The sequence below is a fragment of the Roseovarius sp. A46 genome (assembly GCF_004126395.1).
In the GTDB taxonomy this organism is placed as follows: domain Bacteria; phylum Pseudomonadota; class Alphaproteobacteria; order Rhodobacterales; family Rhodobacteraceae; genus Roseovarius; species Roseovarius nitratireducens.
The window spans coordinates 152,906-167,037 of the sequence record NZ_PVWS01000001.1 but is presented as its reverse complement, the minus strand read 5'-3'; the positions used below and the strand labels follow the sequence as shown (position 1 = coordinate 167,037).

The 14,132-nt window shown below is 58.9% G+C and carries 12 protein-coding genes; 3 read left to right on the top strand and 9 right to left on the bottom strand.

Features of this window, described 5'->3' with window-relative positions; genetic code table 11:
* Positions 1-106: 106 nt before the first annotated feature.
* From C6W92_RS00810 to C6W92_RS00770, 9 genes are all read right to left on the bottom strand, one after another.
* Positions 107-1,264 carry a tyrosine-type recombinase/integrase gene (locus C6W92_RS00810; RefSeq protein ID WP_129431179.1) on the bottom strand — a complete coding sequence of 386 codons (1,158 nt, stop codon included), beginning with the start codon at positions 1,262-1,264 and terminating at the stop codon, positions 107-109.
* Between the two features lie 282 nt (positions 1,265-1,546).
* The gene (locus tag C6W92_RS00805) at positions 1,547-2,719 is read right to left on the bottom strand and encodes a hypothetical protein (RefSeq protein WP_164989149.1); all 1,173 of its coding nucleotides are present in this window, start codon (positions 2,717-2,719) and stop codon (positions 1,547-1,549) included.
* 457 nt (positions 2,720-3,176) lie between these two features.
* Positions 3,177-5,027, bottom strand: a complete 1,851-nt coding sequence (locus C6W92_RS00800; RefSeq protein WP_129431177.1) for a Z1 domain-containing protein — start codon at positions 5,025-5,027, stop codon at positions 3,177-3,179.
* A gap of 1,047 nt (positions 5,028-6,074) precedes the next feature.
* Positions 6,075-7,469 carry an NAD(P)/FAD-dependent oxidoreductase gene (locus C6W92_RS00795; RefSeq protein ID WP_129431176.1) on the bottom strand — a complete coding sequence of 465 codons (1,395 nt, stop codon included), beginning with the start codon at positions 7,467-7,469 and terminating at the stop codon, positions 6,075-6,077.
* Positions 7,456-7,758, bottom strand: a complete 303-nt coding sequence (locus tag C6W92_RS17900) for a 2Fe-2S iron-sulfur cluster-binding protein (protein WP_277815875.1) — start codon at positions 7,756-7,758, stop codon at positions 7,456-7,458. Before C6W92_RS17900 ends, C6W92_RS00795 begins: the two co-directional genes overlap by 14 nt.
* Entirely contained in the window at positions 7,739-8,833 is a 1,095-nt protein-coding gene (locus tag C6W92_RS00785) for an FAD-dependent oxidoreductase (RefSeq protein WP_129431174.1), read from the bottom strand. The genes C6W92_RS17900 and C6W92_RS00785 overlap by 20 nt, the downstream gene beginning before the upstream one ends.
* Before the next feature lie 61 nt (positions 8,834-8,894).
* The gene (gene dctP / locus C6W92_RS00780; protein WP_129431173.1) at positions 8,895-9,890 is read right to left on the bottom strand and encodes a TRAP transporter substrate-binding protein DctP; all 996 of its coding nucleotides are present in this window, start codon (positions 9,888-9,890) and stop codon (positions 8,895-8,897) included.
* 41 nt (positions 9,891-9,931) lie between these two features.
* Positions 9,932-11,242: a TRAP transporter large permease gene (locus C6W92_RS00775; RefSeq protein ID WP_129431172.1), complete on the bottom strand. Its 1,311-nt coding sequence runs from the start codon at positions 11,240-11,242 to the stop codon at positions 9,932-9,934.
* Positions 11,239-11,709 (bottom strand): TRAP transporter small permease subunit, encoded by a 471-nt coding sequence (locus tag C6W92_RS00770; protein WP_129431171.1) that lies wholly within the window; start codon positions 11,707-11,709, stop codon positions 11,239-11,241. Before C6W92_RS00770 ends, C6W92_RS00775 begins: the two co-directional genes overlap by 4 nt.
* A 116-nt stretch (positions 11,710-11,825) precedes the next feature.
* Between C6W92_RS00770 and C6W92_RS00765 the strand changes: the two genes are divergently transcribed.
* The 3 genes from C6W92_RS00765 (at position 11,826) to C6W92_RS00760 (ending at position 14,112) form a co-directional block, all read left to right on the top strand.
* Positions 11,826-12,761, top strand: coding sequence for a LysR family transcriptional regulator (locus tag C6W92_RS00765; protein WP_104020055.1), 936 nt, complete (start codon positions 11,826-11,828; stop codon positions 12,759-12,761).
* A 16-nt stretch (positions 12,762-12,777) separates the two neighbouring features.
* Positions 12,778-12,951 (top strand): hypothetical protein, encoded by a 174-nt coding sequence (locus tag C6W92_RS17595; RefSeq protein WP_164989148.1) that lies wholly within the window; start codon positions 12,778-12,780, stop codon positions 12,949-12,951.
* A 312-nt stretch (positions 12,952-13,263) separates the two neighbouring features.
* On the top strand, positions 13,264-14,112 hold the full coding sequence (locus C6W92_RS00760; protein ID WP_129431170.1) for a 3-methyl-2-oxobutanoate hydroxymethyltransferase: 849 nt from the start codon (positions 13,264-13,266) through the stop codon (positions 14,110-14,112).
* Positions 14,113-14,132: the final 20 nt, after the last annotated feature.

Sequence of the window (14,132 nt, the reverse complement as noted above, 5' to 3'; positions counted from 1 at the left end):
GGTTTCTGTCGGTGGAAGCTGGCAGCAACACAGCGCAAATGGAACCACCGGACAACTTCGACAAGCGGCCCGATGAAGGAACCCGAATTCTAAGGAATCCGAATCTTTACGATCCGGATAGTTCCAAAATGCGCTTAGCCACCAATTCCACCGGCTCGCGCAGGCGTTCGGCGTTCACCACGATATAGCCGCCGGTCACGTCGCCGTTGGTGCGGTGGTTCAGCAGGCGCTTGAGCGCGTAGTAGGGCACGTCAAGGCTTTCCGCGATGGTGATGAAGGTGCGCCGAAGGTCGTGTAGGGTGAAGCTAACGCCGGACCCGGCTGACACGCGAAGGAGGAACTTCTTGGTTTCAACCAGATGGCCGCTCTTGCCCGGCCCCGGAAAGACCCAAGGCGAGCCGTTGTTGCGCACCCAGCGCTCACTCAGCAGGTCGGCCAGAAAATCGGACAGCGGGAGGTTCAGCGGGTCGCCGTTCTTCGTGGTCGGCAGATGCAGAACCTTGCTGTTCAGGTCCACATTCTCCCAGCGGAGCTTGGTCAGTTCACCCCGGCGCATCCCGGTGAACAGCGCGGTCAGCAGGAAGTCCCGCGAATACTCCGGCTCCGCCATCACGGCTCCCCACCATGCAGGCAGGTCCAACGCGGTAATCACCGTCTGACGCCGCCGTTCCTTATACCATGCCCGCGCCTGCGTCAGGATTTGCACCGGGTTCGGCGGGAAGTCGTCTTGGGTGGCGGCAACGAAATTATAGATCGACCGGAAGTGCCGCATTACGTTATTGGCCGTGGTCTCGCCATGCTTCTTGCCAATGTCCTGATGCTTTTTCAGCACCATCTGGCGGGTGATCGCGTTCAACGGCTTCTTACGCCACGACTTGAGGTACAGGCGCTCGGTGCGTTGGTAGTGGCTGACGGTATGCGCTGACAGGCTGCGCACCTCCAAGAAGCGCTTCAGCGCCAGTTCCAGCGTCACTTGTTCGGCAGCCTCTTGGCGCTTTTCGGCGTTTGGGTCATGCCCGTCAGCCATGTCCCCCAAGATCGTCAGCGCCTTCTTGCGGGCAACCTCGGGCGCAAAGACGTCTGCCCGGCCAATGGTGACGCGCCGCGTGCGGCGGTGCACCTGCCCTTCGGCGAAGTACACCTTGGATTGCGCACCGACACGTAGCCCAAAGCCGGGGAGCATCGTATCTCGGTAGAGTACTTGCCCCTTCCGGGCAAAGGGGATTTCATCAACCGCGCGGCGGGTAAGACGTAGGCTGGGCATCGTGACCTCCTTCTGGCCACGCTCCATTATAGGCACATGTCGAGAAAAAGCTCGACTTTTCATCATGTTATGTGGCTGTGTGGGAGAGAGTCATGAAGAGTGAAGCTCCATCCAGTTCCAGGCAAGTGTTGAACTGGCCTCATTGCGACCAAACATCTGGGTTTGATCGGAGAAGTATTAAGCACGTACCCAGTTATGATGGGAAATCTCGGCAGATGTAGACCCCCGTCGGCGCAGCGCTCTCCGCCGACAGGGGTCAGCTGCGGGAATCAGAATTCCGAATTACTTTTCAAAAACGATTACATGTTCCGATCTCATCCGATTGGAGAGGGATGAGCCAGATGAATTATGAAACGGCATATATCTGCGGTTCTCTGGAATATCCCGTTCGTAGCTATCTACAACACGAAAACCGCTTTTGCTTGCGGCAGTAATCAGTAGATCGGAATTCCTGACTTCTTGCGCCTTAATTCTAGAGTTCCCAATAACGTATGTAGCAGTGCGTTGTGGCTTGAGCACCCTGTAGGCCTCATCGGTCAGCGCACATAGGTCGCGATAGTAGCGCCGCAATATTCGCCTTTTTTTGTCATCGACACTTTCATGCAAGGATGAAAAAAAAGCCTTGAGTTCGGTACAATCCGCGCGATTGTCAACCACTTCAGCGCCTACCGAACGAGCGCGGATTTTCCGGAGTTCGGATACACTATACCCCAACCAGACCAAAGAAAGCCGATGGCCTCGCATGTAGTCGATTGCGTTCAGGTAAGGAGGAGAGGTCACAATGCAATCTACCGAGCAATCAACAAGCCGCCCCATCTTGCGCGCGTCACCACGATAGGTTCTAGTTTGCTTCAAGACTTTCTCAGGGTTGAGTGCCGACAGCACGTGTTCGACAGACTTGGGTAGTGCTTGAAATACATCAAAGTCGTTCTCTAAGATCGTCCGGTGTGGTCTGCTATGTGCAGTGTCACGGGCCAGTGACGCTTTCGGCTCCTTGGTAACAATCAGCCGGGATACAGCAACTTTCAATAGGTCCAAATATTTCTGGTTTGAGGTGAAAGGCCGGGCAACAAGAAGGTAGCTAAGAGTTCTAAGTTGCGCTTGCTGCTTTTTCCCGAACCAGAAATCAACATACTGGCAAGTCTCCTTGTCCAAGTCGATCCAAGAAAGCTCGATCCTTGTCGGCTGTACTTGCTGGCATTGTTCCAATAGCTGCACGCAAAGCTCTCTTGCCTTTTTTGGGTTGACGGAAGTGCCGTTCACCCTTGAAATCAAACATGCAAGAGGGTCGAGGTCGTAGCCAATGGAGTTGAGACCAAGCTTTGAGGCAGTACCAATGACCATTCCGGAACCGGACATGGGGTCGAGAACCAGAGCATCCGTCTGCAAGTTCTCAAGACCCCGAAGGGCGATTTCTGGGGCCATTCTTGCTGGAAATGGATGAATATGAATCATGCTACCTGCGCTCTTTCCATTGATTTTATTAGTTTTTCGAACACGGATCGGCGACCGATACGCCTAGCAAGTTCGCCATCCCGGCCTTTGATCTGATACATGGTCTTTAGTCGACGCCGTACTGAAACACACTCCTGTTCTTCGAAATTTCCATCAAGTACGTGCCTGAACTCGACCATACTAAGGCCGGCTACCCCATCTCGGCCGCAAATCATGCAAGTGAAGCACTCTCCAAAAGTTTCAAAGAGTGTTTGCTGGGCCTCTTGATGTGAACGGAAGAAGTTGAACGTCCAAGGCCCCTTCCGCCGAGTCGAGTGTTTCAAGTAGACCGGAACACTTCCCTCCAACAGGTAGTAGCCTGTTCCTAGGTCGGCCAACCTCTCAATTTTCACGCCTAGGCTCACTTCCTCAAAAAGAAGGGAAAAGAAAGAGCCATGATATCTTGCGGTATCGGAGATCATTTTCGGTTCTGGATAAACTTAATGGCGCCGCCGTTGATTTTGTAAAACAATCGAGCCTTACCAAGTCCGTTATGAAATACTTTCAGATGATGCCGAGCATTTGGGAGTTCACTTCTCCTATACTCGTTTGTAGCAAATATTCCTTTCGTTCTTCGAATATCCCGCTTTTCTTCCTCTGTATATTTGCTTGCGGCTGTGCCAAAACCACTCGGGGGATGAAACGAAATTAGTCTCGATCCGGGTTGCAGTTCCTGCTCAAGATAATTTCGGACATACTGGGGAAATTCGTCAGTATTTAGTGCGGCATAGAGGTCTGCCAAAACCGCAAGATCGTCCCTATCCTTTCTTTGAAATAGTTCTTCGAAGCGTTGCTCGTCAAAGTCAAAGATCGCGAAGGACATTTCTCCGCCTTCAAAATCTACGCTTGACTTGTCAATGGAAGCAGGAGAGGTGGGCGTCGTTTTGTGGTCAGAGAGCCAAACCGGCGCCCCCGCGCCACTCCGTAAAGCCTCTAGTGCTAGCTTATGAAAGGCGAAGCACTTGCTCCAATTCCCCATCACACTTTCAGGTATCCAGAGCTGGAAATATTCCTTGTATCCTTCGCGAGTTCCAAACATCCGGGCTCTTTGAATGTAAGTGTCTTGCGAAAACTTTCCCTTGACTGAACGTGTGAAGTACATCGAAAGCAAGTTATCAAAGGTGACTCCGCGGGAAATAATATTCCCGCCAACACCAAAGGAGAACAGGCTAGTTGGATTGGCTATTTCCGCCACCTTTCCCGGCTTTGGGTTTCGAGAGTTGATCTCAACTAATGTGTTCTTTCTAATGTTTCGCAGAACAAACTCGCCAATATTGTCCGCCTCTCCATATTCAGAAGCGACATTCCAAAGCTTCTTTCGGAGCGCTTCGAATCCTGGACTTTGTGCATTCGAAAGGGTCGCAAGTGTTGATTGAATTAGCTCCACATCTTCCGCATGCTCTACCTTTTTTCCACTTGTGTGGACGAGCATAGTGTAATTTTGGGCCTTTCCCAGCCCATGCAATTCCGCAACACCACACAAAAAGTGCAATATTGCTTTCTGAATTTCTGCTCTCTCATTGCCTTCATGTGCATCAAACGTATGTAGGCGATATCCGCACTGCTCGCTGTGTGGGAAAAAGAAATCCTGCCCAACGTAGTATGGATGCGGTGCAAAATCGACCCATCGTTCGCTCTGGTTGTCAAATGTGTTATTCAAATTCAAACGCGCAGGTGTTGCCGTGACACCTAGATATTTGCCATCGTCGCCAATAAGAGTGGAGATCAGCTTGTTGATCTTAGTTTTTTCGTACTCCGGCTTATTAACGTTTCCATCCGGTGACGCGTAGTCAGCCTCATCATCGATTACAATCAGTCCCTTTTCCAGCCTAAGAAACTCGATGAGTTTTTCTAGGTCTCGTGCGTTTTTCTTACAGAAGACTACCCACTCTTGCCCACGTAAACGTTTAGGGTCACTAGGAAGATCGTTGAACTGCTTTGGAGAGGGGTTAAGACCAGAGCCGCGAAATCTCTTTAGGCTTTGGTCGAGCAGGTCGACGCTGTCCGTAAGCAAGTTGATGATGATCGGATACCCTTCGTCGAGCAGCTTGGCGTTGAGAGCAATCATCATTTCTGTTTTTCCGCTCTGCGGTTCACCGAAAATCACAAACGACCGAGACGCTTGCTCCTTGAGATTCTGAATGGTTTGTGTGACGGTCGCTTCTATAGAGGCGGTGTCGATATTTTTTGCTTTCAAAGCCGCGATACGCTGCTCGTATTGATCATTTCCGGACTTGCCGACAATTGCGGACCAATCTGTTGTATTCATTGTCGAGCAACCCTCATCATATAGTTAATCCCTACAATCTAGAGCGTACCGTCTGACCCGTAAAGTGCCTTCTAGGCTGTGCAGGTTCCGAACGTCGTGCCGTTCCCAAAGCTTAAGTAGTTTCATGTATTTAAGGCGACATCGCATCGGCCGGCGTGCTGCCTGCTCTATCGCCCCTTGCTCCAGAGAGGCCTCACCACGAGAGGGCCTACCCCGCCTAGCCTCGGTGTCGCCGTGCTTGGGGTGGGGTGTAGGGGATGCCTCAAGTGAGAGGCACCAGCGTCGCACCAGCACAGGCTTTTGTCGGATTAGTAGGGCAAACCGAAATCTGTAGGGGATTAGTAGGGGAGCGGAGTACAACCGGTGACGGGCGGGTGCGACGTCGTGCAAGATCAAGACTAGAAAATTGCGTTTCGTACCAAAGTGTTGTAAGAACTGAGCAGGCGCGATGCGCCCGAATGCAACACGGTCCAGCCAAACCACCAAACAATTCGTAATGATGGGGTCGGGGGTTCGAGTCCCTTCAGCGGCACCACTTCCTCAACTGAAAGAGTCGTTTCGCTCCAGCTCCTTGAAGTTGAACGGAGCCGGTAGACCATGTCGCGCCCATTCATCGTCGCGAAGACCGGGATATTCTACTTCCGTCGTGAGAAGCACCTCGACGCATAGGCTGTATTGCTGCTTCATGAATGGTTGCGACCGCGCGCGGGTTGCGGCGCTGCGGGCTGGTCAGGCCGTGCGGACGTGCGAGGGCTGATTTCTTGAGCTGCGTCCAGTGGCGGGCGAGATCGACGAGTTGCTGGCCGCGCACGAGGCCGAGACTGCCCACGCCCGCGCCGCGGACCTGGCCCATGAAGGAACAAGCTTGGACTGCGTCTGCAGCCCACCCCCGTTCCGGGCCGTCCTGACCCTTGGGCCGATCATGATATCCAAGGTCGACGAATAGCCCCGTCAACACCGGGGAGATGCGGCCGATTTCGCTGCACTGTCCTTGATGCGCTTGCTCATGCTTTGGTCGGGTCCGATCCGTTGCATGATGCGGTGATCCTATCCTGCCGCGTCCTTCTCGGGCCCGTCCATGGAGGCCAGCTCGCCCAGCGTAATCGGTTTGAGCGGCGGGCGTATGCGGTAATAGCCGGTTTCATCGGGCGATTGCCCGTTCGCCTCGGCCAACAGGGCGGTAACGGTCAATCCGCAATAACGGCCCTGGCACGGCCCCATACCCGCACGGCCAAAGGCCTTGGTCTGGTTGGGGCCAAGGCAGCCGATCCTGGCGTAATTTCTTATGTCGCCAGCGGTGACTTCCTCGCAGCGGCAGATCACGGTGGTGTCGGCCGGCGCGATGGCGCCAGCATAAGGGGGATAGGCCACATCGAGAAAGGGCCGCGCCGCCCGCTCGACCGACAGGGCAGCGTGTAACGGGGTGGCCCTGTCATCACGGTCGGACGCGGACAAGCGCCCGGCTTCCTCGGCCAGCTTCAACGCGGCCAGCCGCCCGGCGATCTCGGCCACCCTGGCCCCGCCGATCCCGGCCCCATCCCCGGCGATGCAAACCCCGGGCACATCGCTCTGGCCCCACTCATCGAGGACCGGCACGAAGCAAGCCTGCGCCGCGTTCCATTTATGACTGACACCAAGGGAGCGCGCGGCTTGCGTGTTCGGCACTACGCCGTGATGCAGGTAGACCGTCTCGCAGGCGATGCGGTGGTGCTTGCCCCGGCTCTCGAAGGACACCGCCTCGGCTCGGCCCTCGCCCTCGACCTCAATCTCCGTGGCCCCGGTATGGCGCGGCACGCGGGCGCGCGCGATCTCGGCCAGCAGGCCCAGCCCCTTGAGCAGGTAGCGCCAGCCGCGCAGCGCGCCCCCCAAATGCTGTGCGGAACGGATGAGGTCCGCGCGCCTCTGCGTCTCGACCAGTGCCAAGGGCGGCGTGCCTGCCCGCACCATCTGCACCGCAATGAGATAAAGCAGCGGGCCCGAGCCCACCAGCACCGCGCGCCGCGCCAAGACGCCCGACTGCTTGAGCAGGATTTGCCCCGCCCCTGCCGTCATCACGCCTGGCAAGGTCCAGCCCGGGAGCGGCATGGGCCGTTCCAGCGCACCGGTGGCGAGCAACACGCGCGCCGCCTCGACCTGCGCCGCTGCCCCGTCGCAGGTGTAGGAAAGACGAAAGCCCGGCTCGATGGCCCAGACCACCGCGCCGCCGACATGCGTGATCCCCGCCTGCCGCAGCCCCGCCACCAGCGGCGCGCCTTGGGTGTAATCCTTGCCCAGAATATCCCCGCGCAGGCCCGCCGCGCGCTCCACTTCGCGATAGATTTGCCCGCCCGCGCGGGGCTGTTCATCCAGCACGCAAACCGACATCCCCACCTCCGCCGCCGTAGCGGCAGCGGCCATACCGGCGGGCCCCGCGCCGATGATGGCCAGGTCAAAGCGTGTCATCGCAAGGCCCCTCATGCGGGCGGGCGATCTCGAGCCCCTCGGTAACCTCGATCATGCAAGCCTGCCGCACGACGCCCTCCACCTCGAGCAGACAGTCAAAACAGGCCCCCATCATGCAAAAGGGTGCGCGCGGCGCGCCCGAGACTGGCGTGTGCCGCAGCACCGTCACCCCGGCGGCCAGCAGGGCGGCGGCCAGATTCGCGCCCTCGGGCAGCATCAGCGTTTCCCCGGCAAAGCGCACCGGCACGCGGTGCACAGCGGGGGACAATTCAAGAAAAGCGGGCTTCACCGAACACCTCCAGGTCGGGTGCTGCCTCGGTCCCCTCCAGCCAGTCGGGCAGGAACCGGGCATGTGCTGCGGCGAGCGTGATGCCGCTATGACAGGTCACGAGATAGGCGCCAGGCATCTCGGCGCTCTCCTGATAGATCGGCAAGCCATCGGGCGAGAGCACCCGCAGCGCGCCCCATGACCGCACAAGCTGCGCGCGGCCAAGCACCGGGTAGGCGGCGATCGCCTCGGCGGCGAGGCTTGAGAGGCCCGGTTGAGTCACGCCGTCGTCGAGCCCCACCTCCTCGTTCGTGGCCCCGATCTGCACGCCGCCCTCGTCCACCTGCCGCGCGATGAGCGACGGGCGGTTGATGATCTTGGGCAGTTTCTCGGTGATCAGCACCTGCCCGCGCTGTGGCCGCACCGGGGCCTTGAAGCCCAGCTTTGGCCCAAGCAGCGCCGCACCCAACCCTGCCGACAGCACCAGCTTGCCCGCCTCGACGATAGCGCCGTCAGCGCAGACCACGCGGAAGCCGTCGGGCTTGGTCACATCCGTCACCGTTCTGCCGGTCAGCACCCGCCCGCCCATGCGCCGCACATCGGCGGCGAGCGCGCGCAGCAGGCGCAGCGGATTGGCATGGCCATCCTGATGATGCAGGATCGCGCCCATGACCTTGGGTCCGATATGCGGCTCTTCCTTGCGCAGGGCGTTGCGGCCCAGCACCTCGAACGGGTAATTGCCGTCCAGTTTTTCCTTCAGCACCTCGTAGTTCTCTACCGTTGCCTGAAGGCTCTCCTCGGTGAAATGGAAATCATAGCCGCCCTTCTGCTCCAGCCCGAGGTCCTGCCCCGTGGCCTCGCCCAACTCGGCGGCGAACTCGGCCCACGCGGCGGCTGAGGTTTGCGACCAGCGCGCATAGCGCGGCTGGTTCATGCCCTTGGATTGCACCCAGACAAGGCCGAAATTGCCCCGGCTGGCCCGGAACGACCCGTCATCACCATCCAGCACCGTCACCCGAAGCCCGCGCTTGAGCAGGCCCCAGGCGGTGGAGAGGCCGACGACCCCGCCGCCGATGATGACATAATCGCTGCTCATGGGTTCCGATCCCGGCTTGAGCGACGACAGGGCGGCACGCGCCGCCCTGTCCTATTGAGGCTCAGTTGCTCGCCGCCACCTTGTCGAGGATCGCCTGGCCCCAATCGGCGCCTACATCCTCCAGCACGGCGGGCCAGACATCGGCGCGCGCCTTGGCGGCCATTGCGGCCAGTTGTTCGTCGCTCAGCGCAACCACGGTCGCACCCAGATCATCTACCAGCCGCTGCTCGTTGCGCGCCTGATCGGCCTCGGCCACCTCCCAGCGGGTTGCCTCGAACGCCGCCGCCTGGTCCTTGAGCGCCGCCTGATCCTCGTCGGACAGCCCGGCAAGGCTCTCGTTCGAGATGATCATGTACCAGACCTCGAAATGGGTATTGGCGGGGATATAGGTCTTGGTCACGTCGCGGAACGACGCATAGTAGCCCTCGGCCCCGGATCCGATCACACCATCAACGACGCCGGTCTGCACGGCGGTAAACGCCTCGGAGAACGGGATCGGCGACGGGATGTAGCCGAGCGCTTCGCCGGTCAGCTGAAAGCTCTTGATGCCCGGCACGCGCACCTTGATGCCGTTGGGTTCGACCGATCCAGCCTGCGGGTTGTCGACATTGAGCGAGATGCCCCCGAAATACACGGGGTAGGCCGCCAGCATGGTGATGTCCTGCTCGGCATAAAGCCCGGCCATCACCTCGCGCACCACGCCGCCGGGGCCATAGACCGCGCGGGCCTGCTCCCAGTTACCAGCGAGATAGGGGAAAGAGCTGATCTGCATGCGGCGATCGGCGGCGGTGGCGGCGGGCTGCGTGGCCATGTCGATGGCGCCCACGCTGATGCGCTCCTGCACCGTGGTGTAATCGCCCAGTGCGGAGGCGGCAAAGATATTGACGCTAACATCGCCGCCGGTGGCCTCACCCACCGACTCGGCAAAGGCCTTGAGCTCGACGTCGATTGTCGCGCCCTGCGGGCGGACATGGCTCATCTTGAGGTCCTGCGCCTCGGCCATGGGCGTGAGCGCCATGAGCGCGGCGGCAGCGGTGGCCAGCATGGTATGTTTCATTGGGATAATCCTCCGTGTTGGGTTTGGGTTGAGGGGTGTAGTCAGGGGGCCACGTCGTAGCCGAAGAAACGCGGTAGAAAGAGCGACAGGTCCGGCCAGAGCGAGGTGAGGAACACCACCGGCACGTAACCGAAGAGAATGAGCTTCATCGCGGGCGGGATCACCTTGGTGACCTTCACCTTGCCGATCCGCGCGCCAAGATAGAGGATCGAGGCATAGGGCGGCGTCACGCCCCCCATGGCGGTGTTGACCCCCATGATCGCGGCGAATTGCACCGGGCTCACCCCGATGGCGTTCATCAAGGGCAGCAGAAGCGGCGCAATCAGGATGATCGCGGTCACGTCATTGACCACCATGCCCACCAGGAATAGCAGGATGTTGATCATGATCAGCAGCAGCACCTTGTTCTCGGTGATCGAGAAGATGCCCTGCACCAGTTGCTGCGGGATGCTTTCATAGACGAACATCTGGCTGAGGATCATGGAAAACAGGATCATCATCATTATCGCGCCCACCGCCGTTGCGGCCTCGCGCCCCGCCGACAGGAAATTCGACCATTTCAGCCCCTTGTAGATCAGGAAGCCAACCGGCACCGCGTAGATCACGGCGACGGCGGCGGCCTCGGTGGGCGTCATGATCCCGCCATAGATGCCGCCGAGGATGATCACCGGCATCAGAAGCGCCGGAAAGGCGTGAAACCCGCGCCGCGCTACCTCGCCCGACAGTTCCGAAAACGACGGCTTGTCATCGAGGACGAGGTTGAACTTGCGGCTCATCACGAGGTTGATCACGGAAAACGCCACCATGATCAGCAGGCCCGGGCCGAGCGTGGCCAGGAAACAGGCGAGGATCGAAGTGTCGGTGACCCAGCCATAGACGATCATCGTGACCGAGGGCGGGATGAGCAGCCCGAGGATCGAGGAATTGGCGATCAGGGCAGTGGCGTATTCGCGCGGATAGCCGCGCTTTTCCATCTCTGGGATAAGCAGCGGGCCGATGGCCGCGATGCCGGTGAGGCCCGAGCCGGAGATCGCCCCGATCACCGCACAGGAGACGGCCGCCACGACGCCCAGCCCACCGCGTACATGGCCGATAAAGGCGTTGACGAAGCGAAGCAGCGAAGCGGCGATGCCACTCTCGGACATGATCGTGCCGGCCAAGACGAAGAGCGGAATGGCCAGCAACACCGGGTTGCCCAATTGCTGGAACCCCCAGAGCATCATGCCCTTCATCGTCACGTCGCCGAGGAAGTACATCACCATCAGCGCCGCGCCAAAGCAGTAGGGCAGCGGCACCCCCAGCGTCAGCGTGATCACCAGGAGGGCAATGGCCAGAAGGGCGATCTCGATCATGACGCGCTTCCTTGTGCGAGACGGCGGACATGCGCCGCGAGATGCGAGGCGGTGTAGGCCATCATCAGTCCCAGCCCCACGAGGAGCGCGATGTCAGAATAGAAGGTCGGGATGTAGAGCGTCGGGCTCTCGCGCCAGACGCGCCAGGCGTATTGCGTGTAATCCCAGGCCCAGGACAGCAGCCACAGGCCGATGATCAGGCTGATGATCTCGCCCAGGATGGCGAGAATATTGTGCCCCCGCTCGGTCTTGATGAATATCTCCAGCACATTGGCGCGGATATGGGTGTTCTCGCGCGAGGCGTTCACGGAACCGAGGATATAAAGCCAGAGCGTGGGATAGAGCATCGTCTCCTCCAACCCCATCACCGGCACCTGCAAGACATAGCGCGTGATGACCTGAACGAACTGGCCGAGCGCCACCACGCAGATCAGTGTCGTCAGCAGGTATTTCGAGAGTGTATCCATGACCTCCTCCTTGCCGGTGCCTGTCCCACACCGACGTTCTGGGAATTACACTGGACACAACTTATAAATTCAATTTGATTATATCTTTGAGTCCATCAATTTGGATTATGAGCAAAATGCATCTCTCCCTGCGCCAGCTCACCACCTTTCGCGAGGTCATGCGGTCGGGCTCGATCAGCCAGGCGGCGCGCAGCGTAGGGCGCACGCAACCGGCGGTCTCCACCATGATCCGCACGCTCGAGGATCAATTAGGCTTTGCGCTCTTCGTGCGCATGCAGGGCAAGCTCACCCCCACCCCCGAGGCGCATTACTTTCTGGAGGAATGCGAGGAAATCCTCGGTCGGGTCGAACGCACCGAACGCACGCTCAGCCGGATCAGCACGCTGCAAGCGGGCAAGCTCAAGATCGCCTGCCACCCGGCCGCCTCCAGCGTATTCCTGCCGCGCCTGCTGACGCGGTTCCTGCTGGACAAGGACGATCTCGAGCTGTCCCTCATCATGCGTTCCTCGGACGTGATCGAAGACCTGATTGCCTCACAGCAATACGACGTTGGTTTCGCCGAAACGCCCGCGCCCCGCGCCTCCATCGCGCAGGTGGAGTACGATCTCGAATGCGTTTGTGTGCTGCGCGCCGACGATCCCTTGGCGCGCGCCCCCGTCATAACCCCCGACAATCTCGACGGAAGTCCCATGGCGGTGCTCTTCGACGAACACAACACCGCCGTGCAGACCGAAGCCGCATTTCGTGCCTCGGGCTGCCGCTTCAACAAGCGTCTTGAACTGCGCACTTTCCTGCCGGGTCTGCAGTTCGTCGCCGCCGGGGTCTGCGTGATGGTCTGCGACATGATCACGGCCTACAGTTACCTTCTCCAAACCCAGGAACCGGCGCGTCTGGCGATCCGCCGGTTCCGGCCCCGCATTTCCAACAGCGTCTCGATCCTGACCCCTGGTTACGCGACGCCATCCATGGCCAGCCGCGCATTTATCGCGGACCTGCAGGCGGCGGTTGAAAAGATGCAAAGCGATATTGAAGACTCATTGCAACAGCGATGAATGTCGGGCGCCAATTGTGCCCCGCGCGGTGTTGCTCATCTTTCATCTCATCTCACGGTTTGACGGTGAAGGCCCGGCCGCGAGCCAGGCGCCGAGCCTGTTGGGTGAGGATAAAGCAAAGCTCTTGTCGACGGATATCGGCCTCAGTGACGAGCTGATCGCGAAAGGTATCGTCAAGGCTGCGAGCTGAAATGCGAGGCGGTGCAGGGAGTTGATGAATGGAACACCAACCCGGCCCGCCGCCAGTTCGTGCCGTCCTCTGACAGTTTGACCATTCGATCTCGTCATCTGGTGGGCTGGATAAGCGGCACCGACGTCGCTCGGAAAACTGGCAGGTTTTCGAGATGGCAACATTCACTGACCCCACAAGCGAGGGACAAGTGGATTCCTCACCTTTTCCCGCCGAGTTTGAGCATCGGATCGATTCTTGTTGAAATCTAACATTAATGTCAGATAACGTCGGAATCTCATCACTTGTTCTGTCCATAGGGAGGAAATCAGAATGGCAAAGCGTAGAAAGACCCGAATGAAACATCTGGCGGAGAAGGTCCAGAAGGGAGAGCGCATCGTCGGTATGGAGTGCCACGACACACCGAGCGCGATCATGGCCGAGGAACTCGGGATGGATCTTCTATGCTGTGGCAGCCCCGGTCCGATGGGGCTCATGGGGCACAAGTCGATGGCCACTGTGGATTTCGAGGAGCAGCTTTATATGCTGGAAGGTGTGCTCCGCGGCGCATCCTCCCCGTTCATCATCTGCAACATGCCCAACACCACCGCTTGCATTTCCATCGAGGAATCCGTGCGAAACGCGGCGAAAGTGGTCAAGCTGGGTGCCGATGGCGTCCATATCGAACCCTCGCTTGGAACGGTTCCTCACATCCGCGCCATCGTCGATGCCGGGATCCCCGTTGTGGGCCATTTCGGCGTACAAGGAGAGCGGGCCGTGATGAATTCCGGCCATAGACCCGCGGGGCGCACGGCAGAGGAAGCGGCCGCAATCATCGAACTGGTCCGTGCATCCATAGATGCGGGCATTTTCGCGGCCTTGTTCGAGCATACCGCGGTCGAGTTGACAAAATGGTGCTACGAGAACCTGCCCGTCGCTGTCGCCAGTCTGGGGTCGGGCCCCTATGCGCATGGTATTTTCCATGTTTCGAGCGACATCATCGGGTGTTCCGTGTTTCCGATCCCGCCAAAGCGTGAAGTCTTTGGTGACGTCTGGGGCGAGATGCAAAAGGCCTATTCTGCCTATTTCGCTGCGGCAAAGGGCGGTCAGTTCCCCAAGCCGGATCTTTCGCACACCATGCTTGAAGGGGAACACGAGAAGTTCATGTCGCTTGTCGGCTGAAATACATGTGCGATCGTAGC